Origin of the sequence: Micromonospora fluostatini (genome assembly GCF_050410825.1) — a bacterium.
Classification (GTDB): domain Bacteria; phylum Actinomycetota; class Actinomycetes; order Mycobacteriales; family Micromonosporaceae; genus Micromonospora; species Micromonospora rosaria.
The window spans coordinates 124,380-141,162 of the sequence record NZ_CP191251.1 but is presented as its reverse complement, the minus strand read 5'-3'; the positions used below and the strand labels follow the sequence as shown (position 1 = coordinate 141,162).

Genomic DNA, 16,783 nt, shown 5'->3' with positions numbered 1-16,783 from the left:
CTGACGTGCCAGGGCGGGGCGCGCGCCGTCGCGCCGGAAGCCGTTGCGGATGACCCGTGGCCCGTACCGGGTGCCGCCCGGGGGGCCGTGACCACCGACGGAGGGGGTCCGCAGGCTCGGTGGTCACCGGTCGATGGGTTACCGCGCCGCCGGTTCACCTCGACGAAACAGGTGCGTGACAGCGACGACACTAAATGCCTTCCATCGATATGTCCACACCTTTCGATGTGTCGCCGCGGACTTTCGCTGACTCAGCCAAAAGTCCCGAGACCGTCGTCCGGCCGGTACCCGACCCGACGTTCGCCGGCCGGCGGCGCGGAGCAGGTCAGTTCTGCCGGTCGACCACGTGCCCGGCCAGGGCGGCCAGCGCCGCGCGCGCCTCCCCGTGGATCGGCGCGGTGTCCAGCACCCCGAGCGCCGCCTCGGTGCGGACCCGGATCATCTGCTCGATCCTCTCCCGGGCGCCGGTGGCCTCGATGATCTCCCGCAGCTCGGTCGCCCCGTCGGCGTCGAGGTCCGGGTTGCCGAACAGCTCCCGCAGCCGGGCGCTCTGCGACCGGTCGGCGGAGCTGCGGGCCAGCGCCATCATCACCGTCGGCTTGCCCTCGCGCAGGTCGTCCAGGACCGACTTGCCGGTCACGGTCGGGTCGCCGAAGACCCCGAGCACGTCGTCGCGGAGCTGGAAGGCGTCGCCCAGCGGGTCGCCGAAATCGGCCAGCGCCGTCACCAGCTCCGGCGTCGCGCCGGCCAGGGTCGCCCCGATCTGCAACGGCCGGGTCACCGTGTACCGGGCCGCCTTCATCCGGATCACCGTCAGCGCGCTGGCCACCGAGCCGTCGCCGACCCCGGAGACCAGGTCCAGGTACTCGCCGGCGATCACCTCGGTCCGCATCAGGGCGAAGACGGCGTACCCCCGGTGCACCTGCTCGATGGTCAGCCCGCACTCGTGGAACATCTGGTCGGACCAGGCGGCGCAGAGGTCCCCGCAGAGCAGCGCGGTGTTGCGCCCGTACGCCTCCGGGTCGCCCCGCCAGGCGGAGCGGGCGTGCAGGTCGGCGAAGAGCCGGTGCACCGACGGCTCACCGCGCCGCCGGTCGCTGCCGTCCAGGATGTCGTCGTGGATCAGGGCGAAGGCGTGGAACAGCTCCAGCGCCGCGGCGGCCACCACGATCTCGTCGCCGTCCTCGCCACCGGCCCCGCGCCAGCCCCAGTAGCAGAAAAGGGGACGGATCCGCTTGCCGCCGGCCAGGACGAACCGGTGCAGGGCGGTGAAGACCCCCCGGGGCGCGCCGTCGGGCCACTCGGGTCCCTGCCGGTCCAGGAACGCGGCCAGCTCGGCGTCGACCCGGGCCCGGAGCCGCCCGGCGTCCAGGGGTGGGGGCGCGGTGACGGTCATGGCGTCTCCCGGGGTGTCCCGTCCCCCGCCAGCCCGGCCAGCTCCAGCAGCAGCCCCTTGACCTCGGTGGCCGCCAGCGACTCCCGGGCGGCCGACGGGTCGGAGCAGAGCAGCACCGGGCCGTCGGCCGGATCGGCGGGCAGCCGGCCGTGCGAGCCGCGCACCGCCCGCGCCCCGGCGTCCAGCCCGACGACGCTCATCAGGTACCGCATCCCCGCCTTCTTGCGGGCCAGGGCGACCCCGGCCCGCAGCTTCGCCGCGCCCGGGTTGGCCGGGTCGAAGAACAGCTCCGCCGGGTCGTAACCGGGCTTGCGGTGGATGTCCACCAGCCGGGCGAAGTCCGGGGCGTGGGCGTCGTCCAACCAGTAGTAGTAGGTGAACCAGGCGTCCGGCTCGGCGACCAGCACCAGCTCGCCCGAGCGGGGGTGGTCCAGCCCGTACGCGGCCTTGCCCTCGGCGTCCAGCACCTCGGCCACCCCGGGCAGCCCCTCCAGCAGCTTCGCCACCGCCGGCACGTCGGCCGGGTCCTTGACGTAGACGTGGGCGACCTGGTGGTCGGCGACCGCGAAGGCGCGGGAGGTCCACGGGTCGAGGTACTCCATGCCGTCCTGGGTGTACACCCGCAGCAGCCCCTCGGCGCGCAGCAGCCGGTTGACGTCGACCGGCCGGGAGGCGTCGGTGATGCCGTACTCGGAGAGCGCCACCACCGTCGCGTCCGCCGCGCGGGCCGCGTCCAGCAGCGGCGCGAGCACGTCGTCCAGCTCCTTGGCGGCGACCGCGGCCTGGAGCGAGGTGGCCCCGAAGCGTTGCAGGTCGTAGTCGAGGTGCGGGACGTAGACCAGGGTCAGGTCCGGCGAGTGCTCGGCGAGGATCTGCTCGGCGGCCCGGCAGATCCACCGCGACGAGGGGATGCCGGCGTTCGCCCCCCAGTAGCTGAACAGCGGGAAGGTGCCCAGCTTGTCGGTGAGCGCGTCGTGCAGCTCCGGCGGGTCGGTGTAGCAGTCCGGCTCCTTGCGCCCGTCGGCCCGGTAGATCGGGCGCGGGGTCACCGTCCAGTTCACGTCCGCGCCCATCGCGTACCACCAGCAGACGTTCGCCACTGTGTAGTCGGGGCGGGCGCGGCGGGCGGTGTGCCACAGCTTCTCCCCCTGGACCAGCGCGTTGTGCTGCCGCCAGAGGAACACCTCGCCCAGGTCCCGGAAGTACCAGCCGTTGGCGACGATGCCGTGCTCCCGGGGCAGTTGCCCGGTGAGGAACGTGGACTGCACGGTGCAGGTCACCGCGGGCAGCACCGTGCCGAGCTGGGCGGTGAACCCGCCGTCGGCGACCGCCCGCAGCTTCGGCATGTGCGCCAGCAGCCGGGGCGTCAGCCCGACCACGTCCAGCACCACCAGTTTCCGGCTCACGTGCCTACCTCCAACGCAGTCTCCAGGCCGATCGCGGCCAGTTCGTCGCGGGCGAAGGCCAGCTCGGCGGCGATCCCGCCGGCCAGCTCCGCGTCGGTGCCCGGCCGCCGCGCCGCCGGCAGCACCCCCCAGGTGTACGTCTCGACGTCCAGGTGGTCGCAGCCGGCCGTGGGGCCGGCGAACAGCTCCCGCAGCGCGGCGCGCAGCACCGGCAGGGTGGAGGTCAGCGGCGGCTCCGGCGGGGCGTGCAGCGGCACGTGGTAGTGCACCCGCCACGGGCCGGGCAGCCGGGCGTCCAGGGCGGCGTCGAGGTCGTCGGCGGCGTACGCCGGGTCGGCCGGGTCGGCGGCGTGGGCGCAGCCGGGGCCCCGGGTCTGGTGCAGGAAGCGGGGCTCCACCCAGGGCCGCAGCGGGTCCGCCCCACCGGTCGGGTCGGCCGCCTCCAGGGCGGCGGAGACCTGCACCTTCACCACCGAGAGGTGGGCCGCGCGCAGCCGGGCCAGGGCGGCGGCCGGCTCCTCCCAGGCGCACGCCAGGTGGGCCAGGTCCAGGCAGATCCCCAGCCGCTGCGGGTCCAGCCCGGACAGCAGCCGGGCGGCCTGGTCGGTGGACTCCACCACGCAGCCCGGCTCCGGCTCGAAGCCGACCCGGACCACCCGGCCGGTCTCCCGCTGCACGGCGGCGAGCCCGTCGGCCAGCTCGTCGAGGCGGCGGCGGGCGGCGTCGGCCCGCTCCGCGTCCCACGGCGTCCGCCAGGCCAGCGGCAGGGTGGAGACCGAGCCCCGGCCGGCGTCGTCGGGCAGCAGGTCGGCCAGGACCCGGGCCAGGTCCAGGGTGTACCGGGTGCGCTCGGCGGTGCTCCAGTCCGGGTGGTACACCGCGCCCTTGACCACCGGGGCCTGGAACGCGGCGTACGGGAAGCCGTTGAGGGTGACGACCTCCAGCCCCCGGACGGTCAGCTCGGTACGCAGCCGGCGGCGCAGCCCCGCGTCGGCGGCCAGCTCGGCGGCGACCGGGGCGGCCAGCCAGAGCCCCAGCCCCAGCAGGTCGCCGCCGAGGCGCTCGCGGACCGGCACCGCGTACGTGTCGAGCTGCCCCAGGATGCCGGGCAGGTCCTCGGCCGGGTGCACGTTGGTGCAGTAGCCGAGGTGCACGGTGCTGCCGTCGGCGTGCCGCAGGCGCATCAGCTACCGCCGCGCAGGATGGAGTTGCCCTCGAAGGTGGGGGCGGGGGCGTCCAGGTCGCTGAGGTCCAGCCGCCCGGACTGGCCGTAGAACTCGACCGGGTTGCGCCAGAGCACCTGGTCGACGTCGTCCTCGGTGAAGCCGGCCTGCAGCATCGCCTCCCCGGTCGCCCGGGTCAGCAGCGGGTCGGAGCGCCCCCAGTCGGCCGCCGAGTTGACCAGCATCCGCTCGGTGCCGTACGTCCTGAGCAGCTCCACCATCCGGGGCGGGGACATCTTGGTGTCCGGGTAGATGGAAAAGCCCAGCCAGCAGCCGGTGTCCCGGACCAGCTTCACGGTCACCTCGTTGAGGTGGTCCACCACCACCCGGCCCGCTGCGATGCCGGACTCGGCGACCACCGCCAGGGTACGCTCCACGCCCTTGACCTTGTCCCGGTGCGGGGTGTGCACCAGCGCCGGCAGGTCGTACGCGACGGCCAGGGCGAGCTGCCCGGCGAACGCGGCGTCCTCCTCCGGGGTCATCGAGTCGTACCCGATCTCGCCGACCGCCACCACCCCGTCCTTGTCGAGGTACCGGGGCAGCAGGTCGAGCACCGGCCGGCAGCGCGGGTCGTTGGCCTCCTTCGGGTTCAGCGCGATGGTGGCGTGGTGCCGCACCCCGAACTGCCCGGCCCGGAACGGCTCCCAGCCGATCAGCGAGTCGAAGTAGTCGGCGAAGGAGGCGGGGCTGGTGCGGGGCTGCCCCAGCCAGAAGGCGGGCTCCACCACCGCGCGGACCCCGGCGGCGGCCATCCGCTCGTAATCGTCGGTGGTGCGCGAGGTCATGTGGATGTGCGGGTCGAAGATGCGCATCACGCCTCCCGGGCGGTGAGCTGGTCGAGCAGGTCGGTGGCGTCGGCGGGCATCCGCCGACCGGCGGCGTGCCGCTCGGCGGCCAGCCCGGCGAGCATCGCCGCCAACTCGCCGTCCGCCCGGTCGTCGAGGTCGGCCACCTCGGCCAGGGGCACGTCCATGAAGACGCACTTGAGCACCGCCTGCCGCCAGGACGGCGGGTCCAGGTGCCCGGCGTACGGGCCGAGGGCGGCGGCCACCAGCCGGGTGTCGTTGGTCCGGATCGCGTCGTGCAGCAGCGGCACCCCGGCGGCGCCGATCGGCAGCAGCGGCAGGGCCCGCAGCACGGCCCGCTTCTCGGCCGCGTCACCGTGCCGGTAGAGCGCCTCGGCGTACTCGGCGTGCCCCCGGGGCAACGCGGTCAGCAGCAGCGCGCGGGCCGCCTCGTCGGCCGTCCAGCCGGGCAGGTCGGGCAGCGGGCCACGCCCGCACCGCCGCCCGGCGGCCGGGAAGAACCGGTCGATGCTCGCCGGCTCGTCCGCGACCCGGCGCAGCGCCGCGTCCAGCCAGTCGGGATCGGGTACGTCGCGCAACGCGGCCCGCAGCCGGTCCGGTGTCATCCGCCTGTCCTCCCCTCGTACCGGTCGGCCGGTGGCCGAACCGGGGTGTTCCGCTCAGGTCCCCGCGCCGCCTCAGCGGGCCCGGGTCGGCTCCCCGCCCGCCGCCGCGCCGGCACGCTCGGCGGCGCGCAGGAAGTCCAGCGACGTCGCCGCGACGCTCGGGGCGGCGTGCGAGTGCCGGGGCAGTTCCACCGCGACGAGGCCCCGGTAGCCCACGTCGGCCAGGGCCCGCAGCACGGGCGGAAAGTCGATCTCGCCGGTGCCGAACTCCAGGTGCTCGTGCACCCCCCGCCGCATGTCGTCGATCTGCACGTTGACCAGGTGCGGCCCGACGTCGTACACGCACTGCGGCACGGACACCGGCTCCAGGCAGCGGCAGTGCCCGATGTCGAGGGTGAGGCCGAAGGCCGCCGGCTCGCCCAGCGCCGCCCGCAGCCGCCGCCAGCCGGCGATGTCCTCCACCAGCATCCCCGGCTCCGGCTCGAAGCCGAGCGGCACCCCGGCCGCCTCGGCGGCCTCGACGGCGACCGCGCAGCCGGCGACCAGCCGGTCCCAGGCGACCTGCGGGTCCACCCCGGCCGGGCGCACCCCGGCCCAGAAGGAGACCGCCTCGGCGCCCAGGTCGGCCCCGACCCGCACGGCCCGGCGCAGGAACTCGATCCGCCGCGCCGGGTCGTCGTGCAGCAGCGTCGGCGCGTGCTTGTGCCACGGGTCCAGCAGGTACCGGGCGCCGGTCTCGATCACCACGGCCAGGCCGAGGTCGGCCAGCCGCCGCCGGACGGCGGCCACCCGCCCGGCCAGCCCGGGGGCGAACGGGTCGAGGTGGTCGTGGTCCAGGGTGAGCGCGACCCCCTGGTACCCGAGGTCGGCCAGGACGGCGAGCGCGTCGTCGAGCCGGTGGTTGGCGAAGCCGTTGGTCCCGTACCCGAACCGCAGCCCGGCCGGGTCGGGCCCGGCGGCCTCGCCGGGGGTAGGGGGTCCGCCCGCCGGCCCGCTCATGTCGGGGAGACCTTCCGGGCCAGTCGGCGGGCCAGCGGCGCGGCGGCGGCCACCGCCACCCCGAGCAGGCCGGCTCCGGCGCGGGCGGTCAGCGCCCCCTGCAACGCGGGCAGCCCGGTGATCCCGGCTCCCACGGCCGCGCGCACCCGGCCGGCGGTGGGCTCGGCCACCACCCGGGCCTGGGCGGTGCCGTACCGGGCGGTGTACCAGGCGGCCAGCGCCGCCGGCAGCACGGTGCGGGCCACCGCCAGCGGGTCGTTCCCGCGCCCCGGCCGCCGGCCCGACGCCCCCTGACCGTCCACCGTGGACGCGGTGGCGGCCCCGGGCACCGTGGCCCGGTCGGCGGCGCGCGGGGGCAGCCCGGCGGCGGCGGCGACCAGCGCGGTGCCGGCCAGGGTGCCCAGCGGCAGCGCGGCGTCCGCGCCGCTGACCTCACGGCGGGACAGGGCGGTGACCGTCCAGGTGTGCGCGGCCACGGTCAGCGCCGCCGGCAGCGCCCGCACGGGCCGCCCGCCGGACGCGCCGAGCAGCACGTCCAGGCCCCGGCACAGCGCCATCACCGGCGGCCCGGCGGCGCTGTTCTTGGCCCTGAGGTCGTACCCCCAGACGGCGGCGGCCAGCGGCACCGCGACGGCCACGGCCCGCCGGCCCCCGGCGGCGCCGGCCAGCGCGACCCCGGCGGCGGTCAGGCCGGCGGCGAGCCCGAGGGCGGCGGTCGGGCTGACCCGGCCGCTGGGGATCGGGCGTTCCGGCCGCTCCACCGCGTCCAGGTCCCGGTCGGCCCAGTCGTTGGCGGCCATGCCGGCCCAGTAGAGCAGGACGGAGGCGCCGGCCAGGGCCGGCGTGCGGGGACCGAGCGTGCCGGCCGCCGCGGCGCCGGCCACCACGTCCCCGGGGACGGAGAGCGCGGCCGGGGCCCGGACCAGCTCCGCGACGTCAGCCAGCCTGGGCATCGGTACCTCCGGCGGCGGCGTGCAGGCCCGCGACGAACCCGCACAGCCGGGTCCACTGCTCGCCGAGCGAGTGGGTGGCCGCGTCCAGCGGGTCCTTGAAGAAGAAGGCCAGGTCGGCGAGGGGGCCGCTGGCTCCGGCGGCGTGCGCGGCGGCGGTGATCCGGGCCAGGTCGAGCACCAGCGGGGCGGCCAACGCCGAGTCGCAGCCGTGCCAGGTGAACTCCAGCCGCATCCCGGTGCCCAGGAAACCGGCGAAGGTGACCAGGTCCCAGGCGGTCTTGAAGTCGCCCAGCTCCTCGACGTAGTCGATCCGGGTGTCGCCCTGCGGGTGGTAGCCGAGCGTCTCGCCGAGGACCCGCTGCTTGCTCTCCACCTTGGCCGCGTTGGCGGCCGGGTCGGCGAGGGTGGCCCCGTCGCCGCCGCCGAGCAGGTTGATCCCGGACCAGGAGCGCACCTGGAGGTTGCGCATCGCGAACATCGGGGCGAGCACCGACTTGACCAGGGTCTCCCCGGTCTTGCCGTCGTGCCCGGCGTACGGCAGGCCCCGATGCGTCGCGAGCGCGGCCAGGGCCGGCAGCCGCGCTCCGGTCGACGGGGTGAAGTCCACGTAGGGGCAGTCGGCGGTGAACGCCGCGTACGCGTACAGCGAGCTGGGTGGCAGCACCTCGTCCGGCCCGTCGAGGGCGGCGGCGAGCGCGGCCGGGTCGGCGTGCGCCGGGTGCGGCGTGACCACCGGCTCGGTCGCGGAGACGTTGACCACCACGACCCGGTCCAGGTCGTGCCGGCGACGGAAGTCGGCGAGGTCGGCCACCACCCGGGCCACCCGCTCGGCGGGCGTCCCACCGCTGGGCGCGGGACGGATGTCGTCCTCCACCACGGCCAGGTCGTCGGCGAGCGCGGCGACCAGCCGGCCGGGCACCACACCCGCGGCGGCCAGGGCCTCGGCCCGCTTGGCCAGCGGCGTGAGCACCGGATCGTGCCCGCCGAAGACCAGGTCGGAGAAGGACGGCAGGGCGGGGCCACGCACCTGCGGCAGCTCGGTCACGCAGCCGATCGGCGCGGTGAGCCCACTCCGCAGGGCGAGCGCCCCGACGATGCTGGTGGTCGCGACGGAACCGCGCGCCCCCACCAGCCAGACACCAGTACGCATGGTGCTCCTCCCCCAGTCAGTGCGGATGGGCCCCGTCCATCGACCACGGCCCCGGGGACCGGTCGGTGTCGGAGTCGGCGGCTCCGACACCGGCCGGGGTGTCCCCGGGGGTGGCGACGGACGGGGCTGGCAGGCAGGGCCGGTCGGCGTCTCGTCCCTGCCTCCCCCGCATCCGCCCGGTCTTGGTCGACCGGACGTCTGGCACAATAGCGGCCCTCCGGTACGGCCGGGGAATCCCGTTTCCGGCCGTACCGGACGACCATCCGGTGGGCGGGACCGGGCCGTGGTGGCCCCGGTGTCCCGCCCGTCCGGTCCGAGCCTCGTCCCGGCCACGGGGCGCAACCGTGGCCGGACCCTCGCCGGTCGGTCCGGACTTTCCGCAGGCGGTGGCGGCGGTGCCAGGCCGCCACCGCGTCGGGTCAGACGGCCACCTGGGCCAACGCCGGCTCCACCTCGGTCCACGCGGAACCGAGCCGCGCCGACCGTTCCACCGCGTCCAGCACGAGCTGGACCTGGAGGGCGTCGGCGAAGGAGGGTGCCGGGTCGGCGCCGGTGGCGACCGCCTCGACCAGGTCCCGCATCTGGTGCGTGAACGAGTGCTCGTACCCGATGATGTGCCCCGGCGGCCACCAGGCCGACATGTACGGGTGGTCGCCCTCGGTGACCAGGATCCGGCTGAAGCCCTGCTCCGCGGCGGGCCGCGTGGCGTCGTAGAACTCCAGTTCGTTCAGGCGCTCCAGGTCGAACACCAGGGTGCCCAGCGAGCCGTTGATCTCGACCCGCAGGGCGTTCTTGCGCCCGGTGGCGAACCGGCTCGCCTCGTACGTGGCCAACCCTCCCCCGTCCAGCCGGGCCAGGAAGATCGCCGCGTCGTCCACGGTGACCTGCCCGGTGGCCGGACCGCTGCCGTCCACGGTGGCGGCCAGGCCGCTCGACCCGGTCGGCAGCGGCCGCTCCTTGACGAAGGTCTCGGTGACCGCGCTGACGCCGCTGATCCGCTGTCCGGTGACGAACTGGGTCAGGTCGATGATGTGCGCCCCGATGTCGCCGAGCGCACCGGAACCCGCCTTGTCCTTCTGCAACCGCCAGACCAGCGGGAACTGCGGATCCACGATCCAGTCCTGGAGGTACACCGCACGCACGTGCCGGATCGTGCCCAGCCGCCCGGCAGCCACCATCTGCTGCATCATGGTCACCGCGGGTACCCGGCGGTAGTTGAAGCCGCACATCGACCGGATCCCGGCGGCCTGGGCGGTGGCCGCCGCAGCGGTCATCGCCCGAGCCTCGGCCACCGAGTTGGCCAGCGGCTTCTCACAGAGCACGTGCTTACCGGCGGCCAGCGCGGCGAGGGTGATCTCCGCGTGGCTGTCTCCCGGTGTGCAGACGTCGACGATGTCGATGTCGTCGCGCGCGATCAACTCCCGCCAGTCTGTCGTGTACGTCTCCCAGCCGAGCCGGTCGGCGGCGTCGGCCACCTTCCCGGCGTCCCGGCCGCAGATCGCTGCCATCCGGACCCGCGCCGGCAGGTCGTAGACACGGTTCACGGTGCGCCACGCCTGTGAGTGCGCGGCGCCCATGAACGCGTAGCCGACCATGCCGACCCGCAGTTCTCTGTCTGTCGTGGACAAGGTGGGTCTCCGTCCGGTGTGTCAGAACCCGAGCTTGAGGTAGTTGCTCGCGTTCTCCTTGGTGATCGTCTCCGAGGCGAGCACGATCGACTTGGGCACCTGCAGCTCGACCAGGTCGGACATGCCCCGGTTCTGGCCGATCAGCCGGGCCAGCGAGACGGCCGACGAGGCCATCGAAGGGCTGTAGGTCACGGTGGCCTTCAGCGGCGTGTTGTCCGCCTGGATGTCCTCCATGGCCTTCTTGGAACCGGCGCCACCGACCATGATGAACTCGGTGCGGCTGGCCTGGTTGATCGCGGCCATCACGCCGATGCCCTGGTCGTCGTCGTGGTTCCAGACCGCGTCCAGCTTCGGCACGGCCTGGAACAGGCCGGTCGCCTCCTGCTGGCCGGAGTCGGCGGTGAACCGCGCGGCCCGGCGGTTGGCCACCCGGAAGCCGGCCTGGGCCAGGGTCTCGCTGAAGCCCCGGGACCGCTCCTGGGTCAGCTCCAGCTCGTCCATGCCGGCGATCTCACCGATGATCGGGGAGCTGACGCCCTTGGCCTTCATCTGGGCGATGATGAAGTTGGCGGCGGAGACGCCCATGCCGTAGTTGTCACCCAGGATCTGGGTGCGGTAGGCCTTGTCGTCCGGGAAGGCCCGGTCGAGGTTGACCACCGGGATACCGGCCTGCATGGCCTCCAGGCCGGCGGCGTTGAGCTCCTTGCCGTCGTGCGGGAGCATCACGATGACGGTGGGCTTCTGGGAGATCAGCGTGGACAGGGCCGCCCGCTGGGCCGCCGCGTCCGCGCCGGCCTCCACCATGTTGAAGGTCACGTCCGAGTACGCCTTGGCCTGGGCCTGGGCGTTCGTGGTGATGGCGGCGAGCCAGCCGTGGTCGGCGGCCGGGGCGGAGAAGCCGATGGTCACCGCCTGGCCCGGCTCGGCGTTGGCGTTGCCGCCGCTGTTGGTGTTGATCTGCGCCTCGTTGGAGGACTCCTCGTTGCTGGTGCAGCCGGCGAGCAGGACACCGGCGCCGATGGCGGCACCACCGAAGAGCAGCCGACGACGACTGTGCTGGGTCATGACGACCTCCAGAATGACGTGGTGGGGGTGAAGAAGGGTGTAGCTGGCCCGGCCACCGACACGGGTGGCCCGCCGGGTGCTGCGGGTGGGACCGGGTTTGCGGAGGGGGAATTCGGGAGGGTAGGGGAATCAGGCGGTGGTGGCGCGGTTTCGGCGCAGGAACTTGCCGAGGCTGCCGAACTGAACCTGCTGGATCAGCACGGCGGCGACGATGATCCCGCCCTTCACCATGTTCTGGGCCTCCGTGGAGAGCCCGTTGATGGCGAACAGGTTGGTGATGGTGGAGAAGATCAGCACGCCGAGCAGCGAGCCGACGATGGTGCCCCGGCCGCCGCTGAGCAGCGTGCCGCCGATGATCGCCGCGGCGATCGCGTCGAGTTCGTAGAGGTTGGCCATGGCCGCCTGGGCGGAGGTGGCCTGCGAGGTGAGCATGATGGCGGCGATGCCGCAGCAGAGCCCGGAGAGGGCGTAGAGCAGGACGGTGTGCCGCTTGACGTTGATGCCGGCGAGCCGGGCCGCCTCCGGGTTGCCGCCGACCGCCACGGTACGGCGACCGAAGGTGGTGCGGTTGAGCAGGACCCAGCCACCGATGACCACCGCGGCCAGGATGTAGACCAGCAGCGGGATGCCGAGCAGGCTGTTGGCGGCGATGCCGTTGATGAAGTCGTTGTCCGACACCTGGGTCTGCTTGTTGGAGATCTCGGCGGCCAGGCCCCGGGCGGCGACCAGCATGGCCAGCGTCGCGATGAACGGGACCAGCTTGCCGTACGAGATCAGCAGGCCGTTGATCAGACCGACCGAGAGACCGACCACCAGCGCGGTGAAGATCATGCCACCGGCGCCGAAGTTCTGGGTGGCGACCGTGGTGGACCAGACCCCGGCGATGGCGATGATCGCGCCGACCGAGAGGTCGATGCCACCGCCGATGATCACGAAGGTCATGCCCACGGTGACCACGCCGACCACCGAGGCGAGCTTGAGGATGGTGAGGAAGTTCCCCCACACCCAGCTCGAGTCGGAGTAGAGGTCGGGTCGGGTGGCGATACCGATGACGACCAGCGCCACCAGCACCGCGATCAGGCCGAGGTTACGCTTGGCGCCCTCGCCACCGTCCCCGCTCCACCAGGAGAGCCGGGGCGCGGCCGTCTTGCCCGCCGCCGCGTGGGTCACGGCCGGGTCCACCGGCGGGGACTGCGCCGGCAGCCCTGCCGAACGCTCCGAGGTCGCGGTGGATGTGGGAGCGTCCTCGCTCATGCTGGTGCGCCTTCCATCAGGGACCCCGCCATGACGAGGTCGAGCACGGTGTCTTCGTCCAACTCGCCGGCCGGGGCCTCGCGGACCATCCGGCCCTCCCGCATGACCAGCACCCGATCGGCCAGCCCCAGCACCTCGGGCACCTCGCTGGAGACCAACAGCACCCCGACGCCCTGGGTGGCCAGGTCACGGATGACCTGGTACAGCTCGGCGCGGGCGCCGACGTCCACGCCCCGGGTGGGCTCGTCGAGCAGCAGCAGTTTGGTGTCGCCGAGCAGCCAGCGCCCGACCACCACCTTCTGCTGGTTGCCGCCGGAGAGGGTGCGCACCGCGCGCAGCACCTCCCGGGGCCGCAGCTCCAGGCTGTCCGCGATCCGCCTGGCCTCCGCCTTCTCCTTGCCGTTGTCGGTGAAGCCCAGGCGGGCGTACCGGCTGAAGGTGGCGAGCGTGACGTTGCGGTAGATGGGCTCACCGAGCAGCAGCGCCTGGCTCTTGCGCTCCTCCGGCGCCATCCCCATGCCGGCCTTCACCGCCGCGTCGACACTGCCCGGACGCAGGGCCCGGCCGCTCATCCGGACCGTGCCGGCGTCCGGCCGGCGGGCGCCGTAGATCGTCTCCATCAGCTCGGACCGGCCGGAGCCGACGAGCCCGGCGATGCCGACGATCTCCCCCGGGCGGACGGTCAGCGAGACGTCCTGGAACTCGCCCTCGCGGGTCAGCCCGTCCACCACGAGCAGCTCGTCGGCCGCCGGCCCGCCGGCCGGGCGGTCGGGGAAGACGTACTCGATGGTGCGGCCGGTCATCCGGCTCACCAGATCCTTGGTGGGGGTGTCCCGGGCGGGCAGGTTCGCCGCCGTGGTCCGGCCGTCCTTGAGCACCGTGACCCGGTCGCCGATCTCGCGGATCTCCTCCATCCGGTGGGAGATGTAGATGACGGCGATGCCCTGCGCGGTCAGCTCCCGGATGATCCGGAACAGGTTGCCGACCTCGTCGTGGGCGAGCACCGCGCTCGGCTCGTCCATGATGATCAGTCGGGCCTCGTGGGAGAGCGCCCGCGCCATGCTGACCACCTGCTTGCCGGCGGCCGGCAGCGCCCGGACCATCCGGCCCGGCGGGATCTCCGCGTGCCCGAGCCGACCGAGGATCGCCCGGGTCCGCCGGGCCATGTGGCCCCGGCGGACGAAGCCGGCCACCTTCGGCTCGTGGCCGAGGAAGGCGTTCTCCGCGACCGACAGGTCCTCGACCAGGTCGAGTTCCTGGTAGATGGTGGCGATGCCGGCGCGCATGGCGGCCTGCGGGTTGGCGAAGCTCGCCGGCTCGCCGCGCCACTCGACCTGCCCGGAGTCCGGCTTGTGCACCCCGGCGAGCACCTTGATCAGGGTGGACTTGCCGGCGCCGTTCTGCCCGAGCAGGCAGTGCACCTCGCCGGCCCGTACCTCCAGTTGCACGCCGTCGAGCGCGCGGACGCCGGGGAAGGTCTTGACCACGTCGGTCAGTCGCAGGACCACCTCGCCGGCGACGGCGTCGGCGGGGGCCTCGACCAGGGATTCGGTCGGTTCACTCATGATGCCTCCCCGAAGGCGACGTCGCTGGCGAGCACCGCTGCTCCGGCGACACCGGCCCTTGGGCCGAGTTCGGACAGGACCACCGGCAGGTTGCCGGTGGCCAGGGGCAGCGAGCGGCGGTAGACCACGCTGCGGATCTCGGCCAGCAGGATGTGGCCGAGCTGGGCGAGGCCACCGCCGATCACGATCATCGACGGGTTGACGAAGCTGACCAGGCCGGCGAGCACGCCACCGACCCGTCGGCCGCCGTCGCGGATCAGGTTGATGCAGGTGACGTCCCCCTCGACCGCGCCCTCGGCGACGTCCGTGGCGGTCACCACCCCCCGGGCCGCGAACCGCTCGGCGAGCGCGGGGGACGCGCCGCTGCGGGCGGCCACCGTCGCGTCCTTGGCCAGCGCCGCGCCGCTGAACAGCGCCTCCAGGCAGCCGATGTTGCCGCAGGAGCAGGTCGGGCCGTGCGAGTCGACCTGGATGTGGCCGATGTCCCCGGCGCACCCGTCGGTGCCCCGGTAGACGTCGCCGCTGAGGAAGATCCCACACCCTATTCCGGTGCCGATCTTCACGAAGAGGAAGTCGTCGACGGAGTGGGCCACCCCGCCGTGCCGCTCCCCGATGGCCATGATGTTGACGTCGTTGTCGACCACCGCCGGGCAGCCGTGCTCCCGGGTCAGCAGCTCCCGGACCGGGAACCGGTCCCACCCGGGCATGATCGGCGGAGAGACCGGGACGCCGTCGCGGAAGCTGACCGGCCCCGGCACCCCGATGCCGACCGCGTGCAACCGCTCGTACACGCCGTCGATCCGGGCCTTGTGCAGCAGTTCGTTGACCCGCTGGAGGGTCACCTTCGGCCCGGAGCGGATCTCGGCCGCCTCGGCGTAGGCCGCGACCGGCTCCAGCCGACCGTTGACCACCTCGACGTCGATCGAGCTGGCACCCATGTCCACGGCCGCGAAGCGCAGGTTGGGGTTCAGCTCGACGAGGGTGGAGCGCCGCCCGCCCCGGGAGGCGGCCAGCCCGGCCTCGGCCACGTAGCCGAGCGCGACCAGTCGTTCCAGCTCGGCCAGCAGGCGGGGACGGGGCATCTCCAGCCGGTCGCCCAGCTCGGCCCGGGACACCGCCCCTTCGTCGCGAAGCAACCGCAGTAGCCGCACGTGCAGGGGGTCCTCGGACCGCACAGGGCTCACCTCCACAGCAGCGAGTTGGTCACATCGACGAAACGTCGAGTTGTTGTGCTCGACACAGTAGGAGCCTTCGGTGAGCCCTGTCCAGAGCTTCAACCATTTTGATCCAAACTTTTGTCCTTCCGAGCAAAAGCTATGAGTGGATCAAGGAAAGGGTCGCGGGCGGTCAGGTCACCGGCGCGGGCCGTACCGGACCGGCGGCCACGCCCCCGGAGCGTCGAGGACCCGGACACCGGCTGTCAAGACACCGGTCGCCGGCACCCCCACGACGGGGCACCGGCGACCGGTGCGGTTTGTGACATGTGGCGGGATTGGTCGGCCCGGATCGACCCGGTTCGCGGTGACCCGGTGACGGGTTCCCGCGCCACCCGACGGAGCCGGGCCGGCGGGCCGTCAGCGACCGCGCGAATTGCGCTTCTTGCGCAGCTTCCGGTCGTCCCGCAGCTCCACGTACGGTTCGACGTCGGGGGCGTGCCCGGCCGCGACCGCCCGGCTGCGCTCCAACTCCGCGTCGAACTCGGCGCCGAGCAGGACGGCGACGTTGCTCAACCAGAGCCAGACCAGGAAGATGATCACACCGGCCAGCGCGCCGTAGGTCTTGTTGTACGACCCGAAGTTGCCCACGTACAGGGCGAAAAGCCCCGAGATCAGCACCCAGATCAGCACCGCCAGCAGGCCACCCGGGCTGACCCAGCGGAACCCGCCCTGCCGGGCGTTCGGCGAGGCCCGGTAGAGGATCGCGAACACCAGACTGACCAGCAGCAGGAGCACCGGCCACTTGGCGACGTTCCAGACCGTCACGGCGGTCGAGCCGAGCCCGATCGCCGAGCCGACCTGCTCGGCGAGACGCCCGGTGAAGACCACGATCACGGCGCTGGCCAGCAGCAGCACCCCGATGACCGCGGTGACGCCGACCCGCAGCGGCAGGGTCTTCCAGATCGGCCGCCCCTCCGGCACGTCGTGGATGGCGTTGGACGCGCGGATGAAGGCCGCGACGTACCCGGAGGCGGACCAGAACGCGCCCAGCAGACCGATGACGGCCGCGAACCCGGCCAGCCCGCCGTTCTGCTGGGCCTGACTGATCGCGGTGTCGATGATCTGCCGGATGTTCTCCTCCGGCACCAGGTCGCGCACCGTGTCCCGGACCCCCTGGGTCGCGTCCGGGCCGAGCAGACCGAGCAGCGAGACCAGCACCAGCATCCCGGGGAAGACGGAGAGCACCCCGTAGTAGGTCAGCGCCGCCGCCCAGTCGGTGAGCCCGTCCGCGGAGAACTCCCGGACCGTGCGGCGCAGCGTGGCCACCCACTCGCCACCGGAGAGCCGGGTGGGGCTGGACGGCCCCTCGTCCGGGCCCACCGGCCGCCGCCCCGTGGGCCGGTCACCGCCGGACCCCCGCGCCGCCGCGCCCTCGTCGGCCGGGCGCTCGCGGCGGTCGGCCGGGGTGTCGGGAATGTCGTGAACGTCGCGGGACGACTTGTCGGCGGCCATCGGTCCTCCCGGGGGTCGGTGGTGTGCTCCTCCGACATGCCCCGGGACCTGCGGCGGTAACCCC

Annotated in this window: 14 protein-coding genes; all 14 read right to left on the bottom strand. The window is 73.7% G+C overall.

The window, feature by feature from the left end; all coding sequences use genetic code 11:
* Positions 1–325: 325 nt before the first annotated feature.
* Positions 326–1,396, bottom strand: a complete 1,071-nt coding sequence (locus ACQUFX_RS00635; RefSeq protein WP_428964076.1) for a polyprenyl synthetase family protein — start codon at positions 1,394–1,396, stop codon at positions 326–328.
* Positions 1,393–2,802 carry an alkaline phosphatase family protein gene (locus ACQUFX_RS00630; protein ID WP_428964075.1) on the bottom strand — a complete coding sequence of 470 codons (1,410 nt, stop codon included), beginning with the start codon at positions 2,800–2,802 and terminating at the stop codon, positions 1,393–1,395. Before ACQUFX_RS00630 ends, ACQUFX_RS00635 begins: the two co-directional genes overlap by 4 nt.
* The gene (eboE, locus tag ACQUFX_RS00625) at positions 2,799–3,986 is read right to left on the bottom strand and encodes a metabolite traffic protein EboE (RefSeq protein WP_428964074.1); all 1,188 of its coding nucleotides are present in this window, start codon (positions 3,984–3,986) and stop codon (positions 2,799–2,801) included. The genes ACQUFX_RS00630 and eboE overlap by 4 nt, the downstream gene beginning before the upstream one ends.
* On the bottom strand, positions 3,986–4,837 hold the full coding sequence (locus tag ACQUFX_RS00620; protein WP_428964073.1) for a TatD family hydrolase: 852 nt from the start codon (positions 4,835–4,837) through the stop codon (positions 3,986–3,988). Before ACQUFX_RS00620 ends, eboE begins: the two co-directional genes overlap by 1 nt.
* Positions 4,837–5,436 (bottom strand): EboA domain-containing protein, encoded by a 600-nt coding sequence (locus ACQUFX_RS00615; RefSeq protein WP_428964072.1) that lies wholly within the window; start codon positions 5,434–5,436, stop codon positions 4,837–4,839. Before ACQUFX_RS00615 ends, ACQUFX_RS00620 begins: the two co-directional genes overlap by 1 nt.
* 72 nt (positions 5,437–5,508) lie before the next feature.
* Entirely contained in the window at positions 5,509–6,435 is a 927-nt protein-coding gene (locus ACQUFX_RS00610; RefSeq protein WP_428964071.1) for a sugar phosphate isomerase/epimerase family protein, read from the bottom strand.
* Positions 6,432–7,388, bottom strand: coding sequence for an SCO3242 family prenyltransferase (locus tag ACQUFX_RS00605; RefSeq protein WP_428964070.1), 957 nt, complete (start codon positions 7,386–7,388; stop codon positions 6,432–6,434). Before ACQUFX_RS00605 ends, ACQUFX_RS00610 begins: the two co-directional genes overlap by 4 nt.
* Entirely contained in the window at positions 7,372–8,538 is a 1,167-nt protein-coding gene (locus tag ACQUFX_RS00600) for an inositol-3-phosphate synthase (RefSeq protein ID WP_428964069.1), read from the bottom strand. Before ACQUFX_RS00600 ends, ACQUFX_RS00605 begins: the two co-directional genes overlap by 17 nt.
* Positions 8,539–8,957: 419 nt before the next feature.
* Complete coding sequence (locus ACQUFX_RS00595) at positions 8,958–10,133, bottom strand: Gfo/Idh/MocA family protein (RefSeq protein WP_428966816.1); 1,176 nt, start codon at positions 10,131–10,133, stop codon at positions 8,958–8,960.
* Between the two features lie 54 nt (positions 10,134–10,187).
* Complete coding sequence (locus ACQUFX_RS00590; RefSeq protein WP_428964068.1) at positions 10,188–11,231, bottom strand: substrate-binding domain-containing protein; 1,044 nt, start codon at positions 11,229–11,231, stop codon at positions 10,188–10,190.
* A 129-nt stretch (positions 11,232–11,360) separates the two neighbouring features.
* Complete coding sequence (locus tag ACQUFX_RS00585) at positions 11,361–12,485, bottom strand: ABC transporter permease (protein WP_428964067.1); 1,125 nt, start codon at positions 12,483–12,485, stop codon at positions 11,361–11,363.
* On the bottom strand, positions 12,482–14,050 hold the full coding sequence (locus tag ACQUFX_RS00580) for a sugar ABC transporter ATP-binding protein (RefSeq protein WP_428964066.1): 1,569 nt from the start codon (positions 14,048–14,050) through the stop codon (positions 12,482–12,484). Before ACQUFX_RS00580 ends, ACQUFX_RS00585 begins: the two co-directional genes overlap by 4 nt.
* Positions 14,047–15,225, bottom strand: coding sequence for an ROK family protein (locus ACQUFX_RS00575; protein ID WP_428964065.1), 1,179 nt, complete (start codon positions 15,223–15,225; stop codon positions 14,047–14,049). The genes ACQUFX_RS00580 and ACQUFX_RS00575 overlap by 4 nt, the downstream gene beginning before the upstream one ends.
* Positions 15,226–15,624: 399 nt before the next feature.
* Positions 15,625–16,719: a YihY/virulence factor BrkB family protein gene (locus tag ACQUFX_RS00570; protein ID WP_428964064.1), complete on the bottom strand. Its 1,095-nt coding sequence runs from the start codon at positions 16,717–16,719 to the stop codon at positions 15,625–15,627.
* Positions 16,720–16,783: the final 64 nt, after the last annotated feature.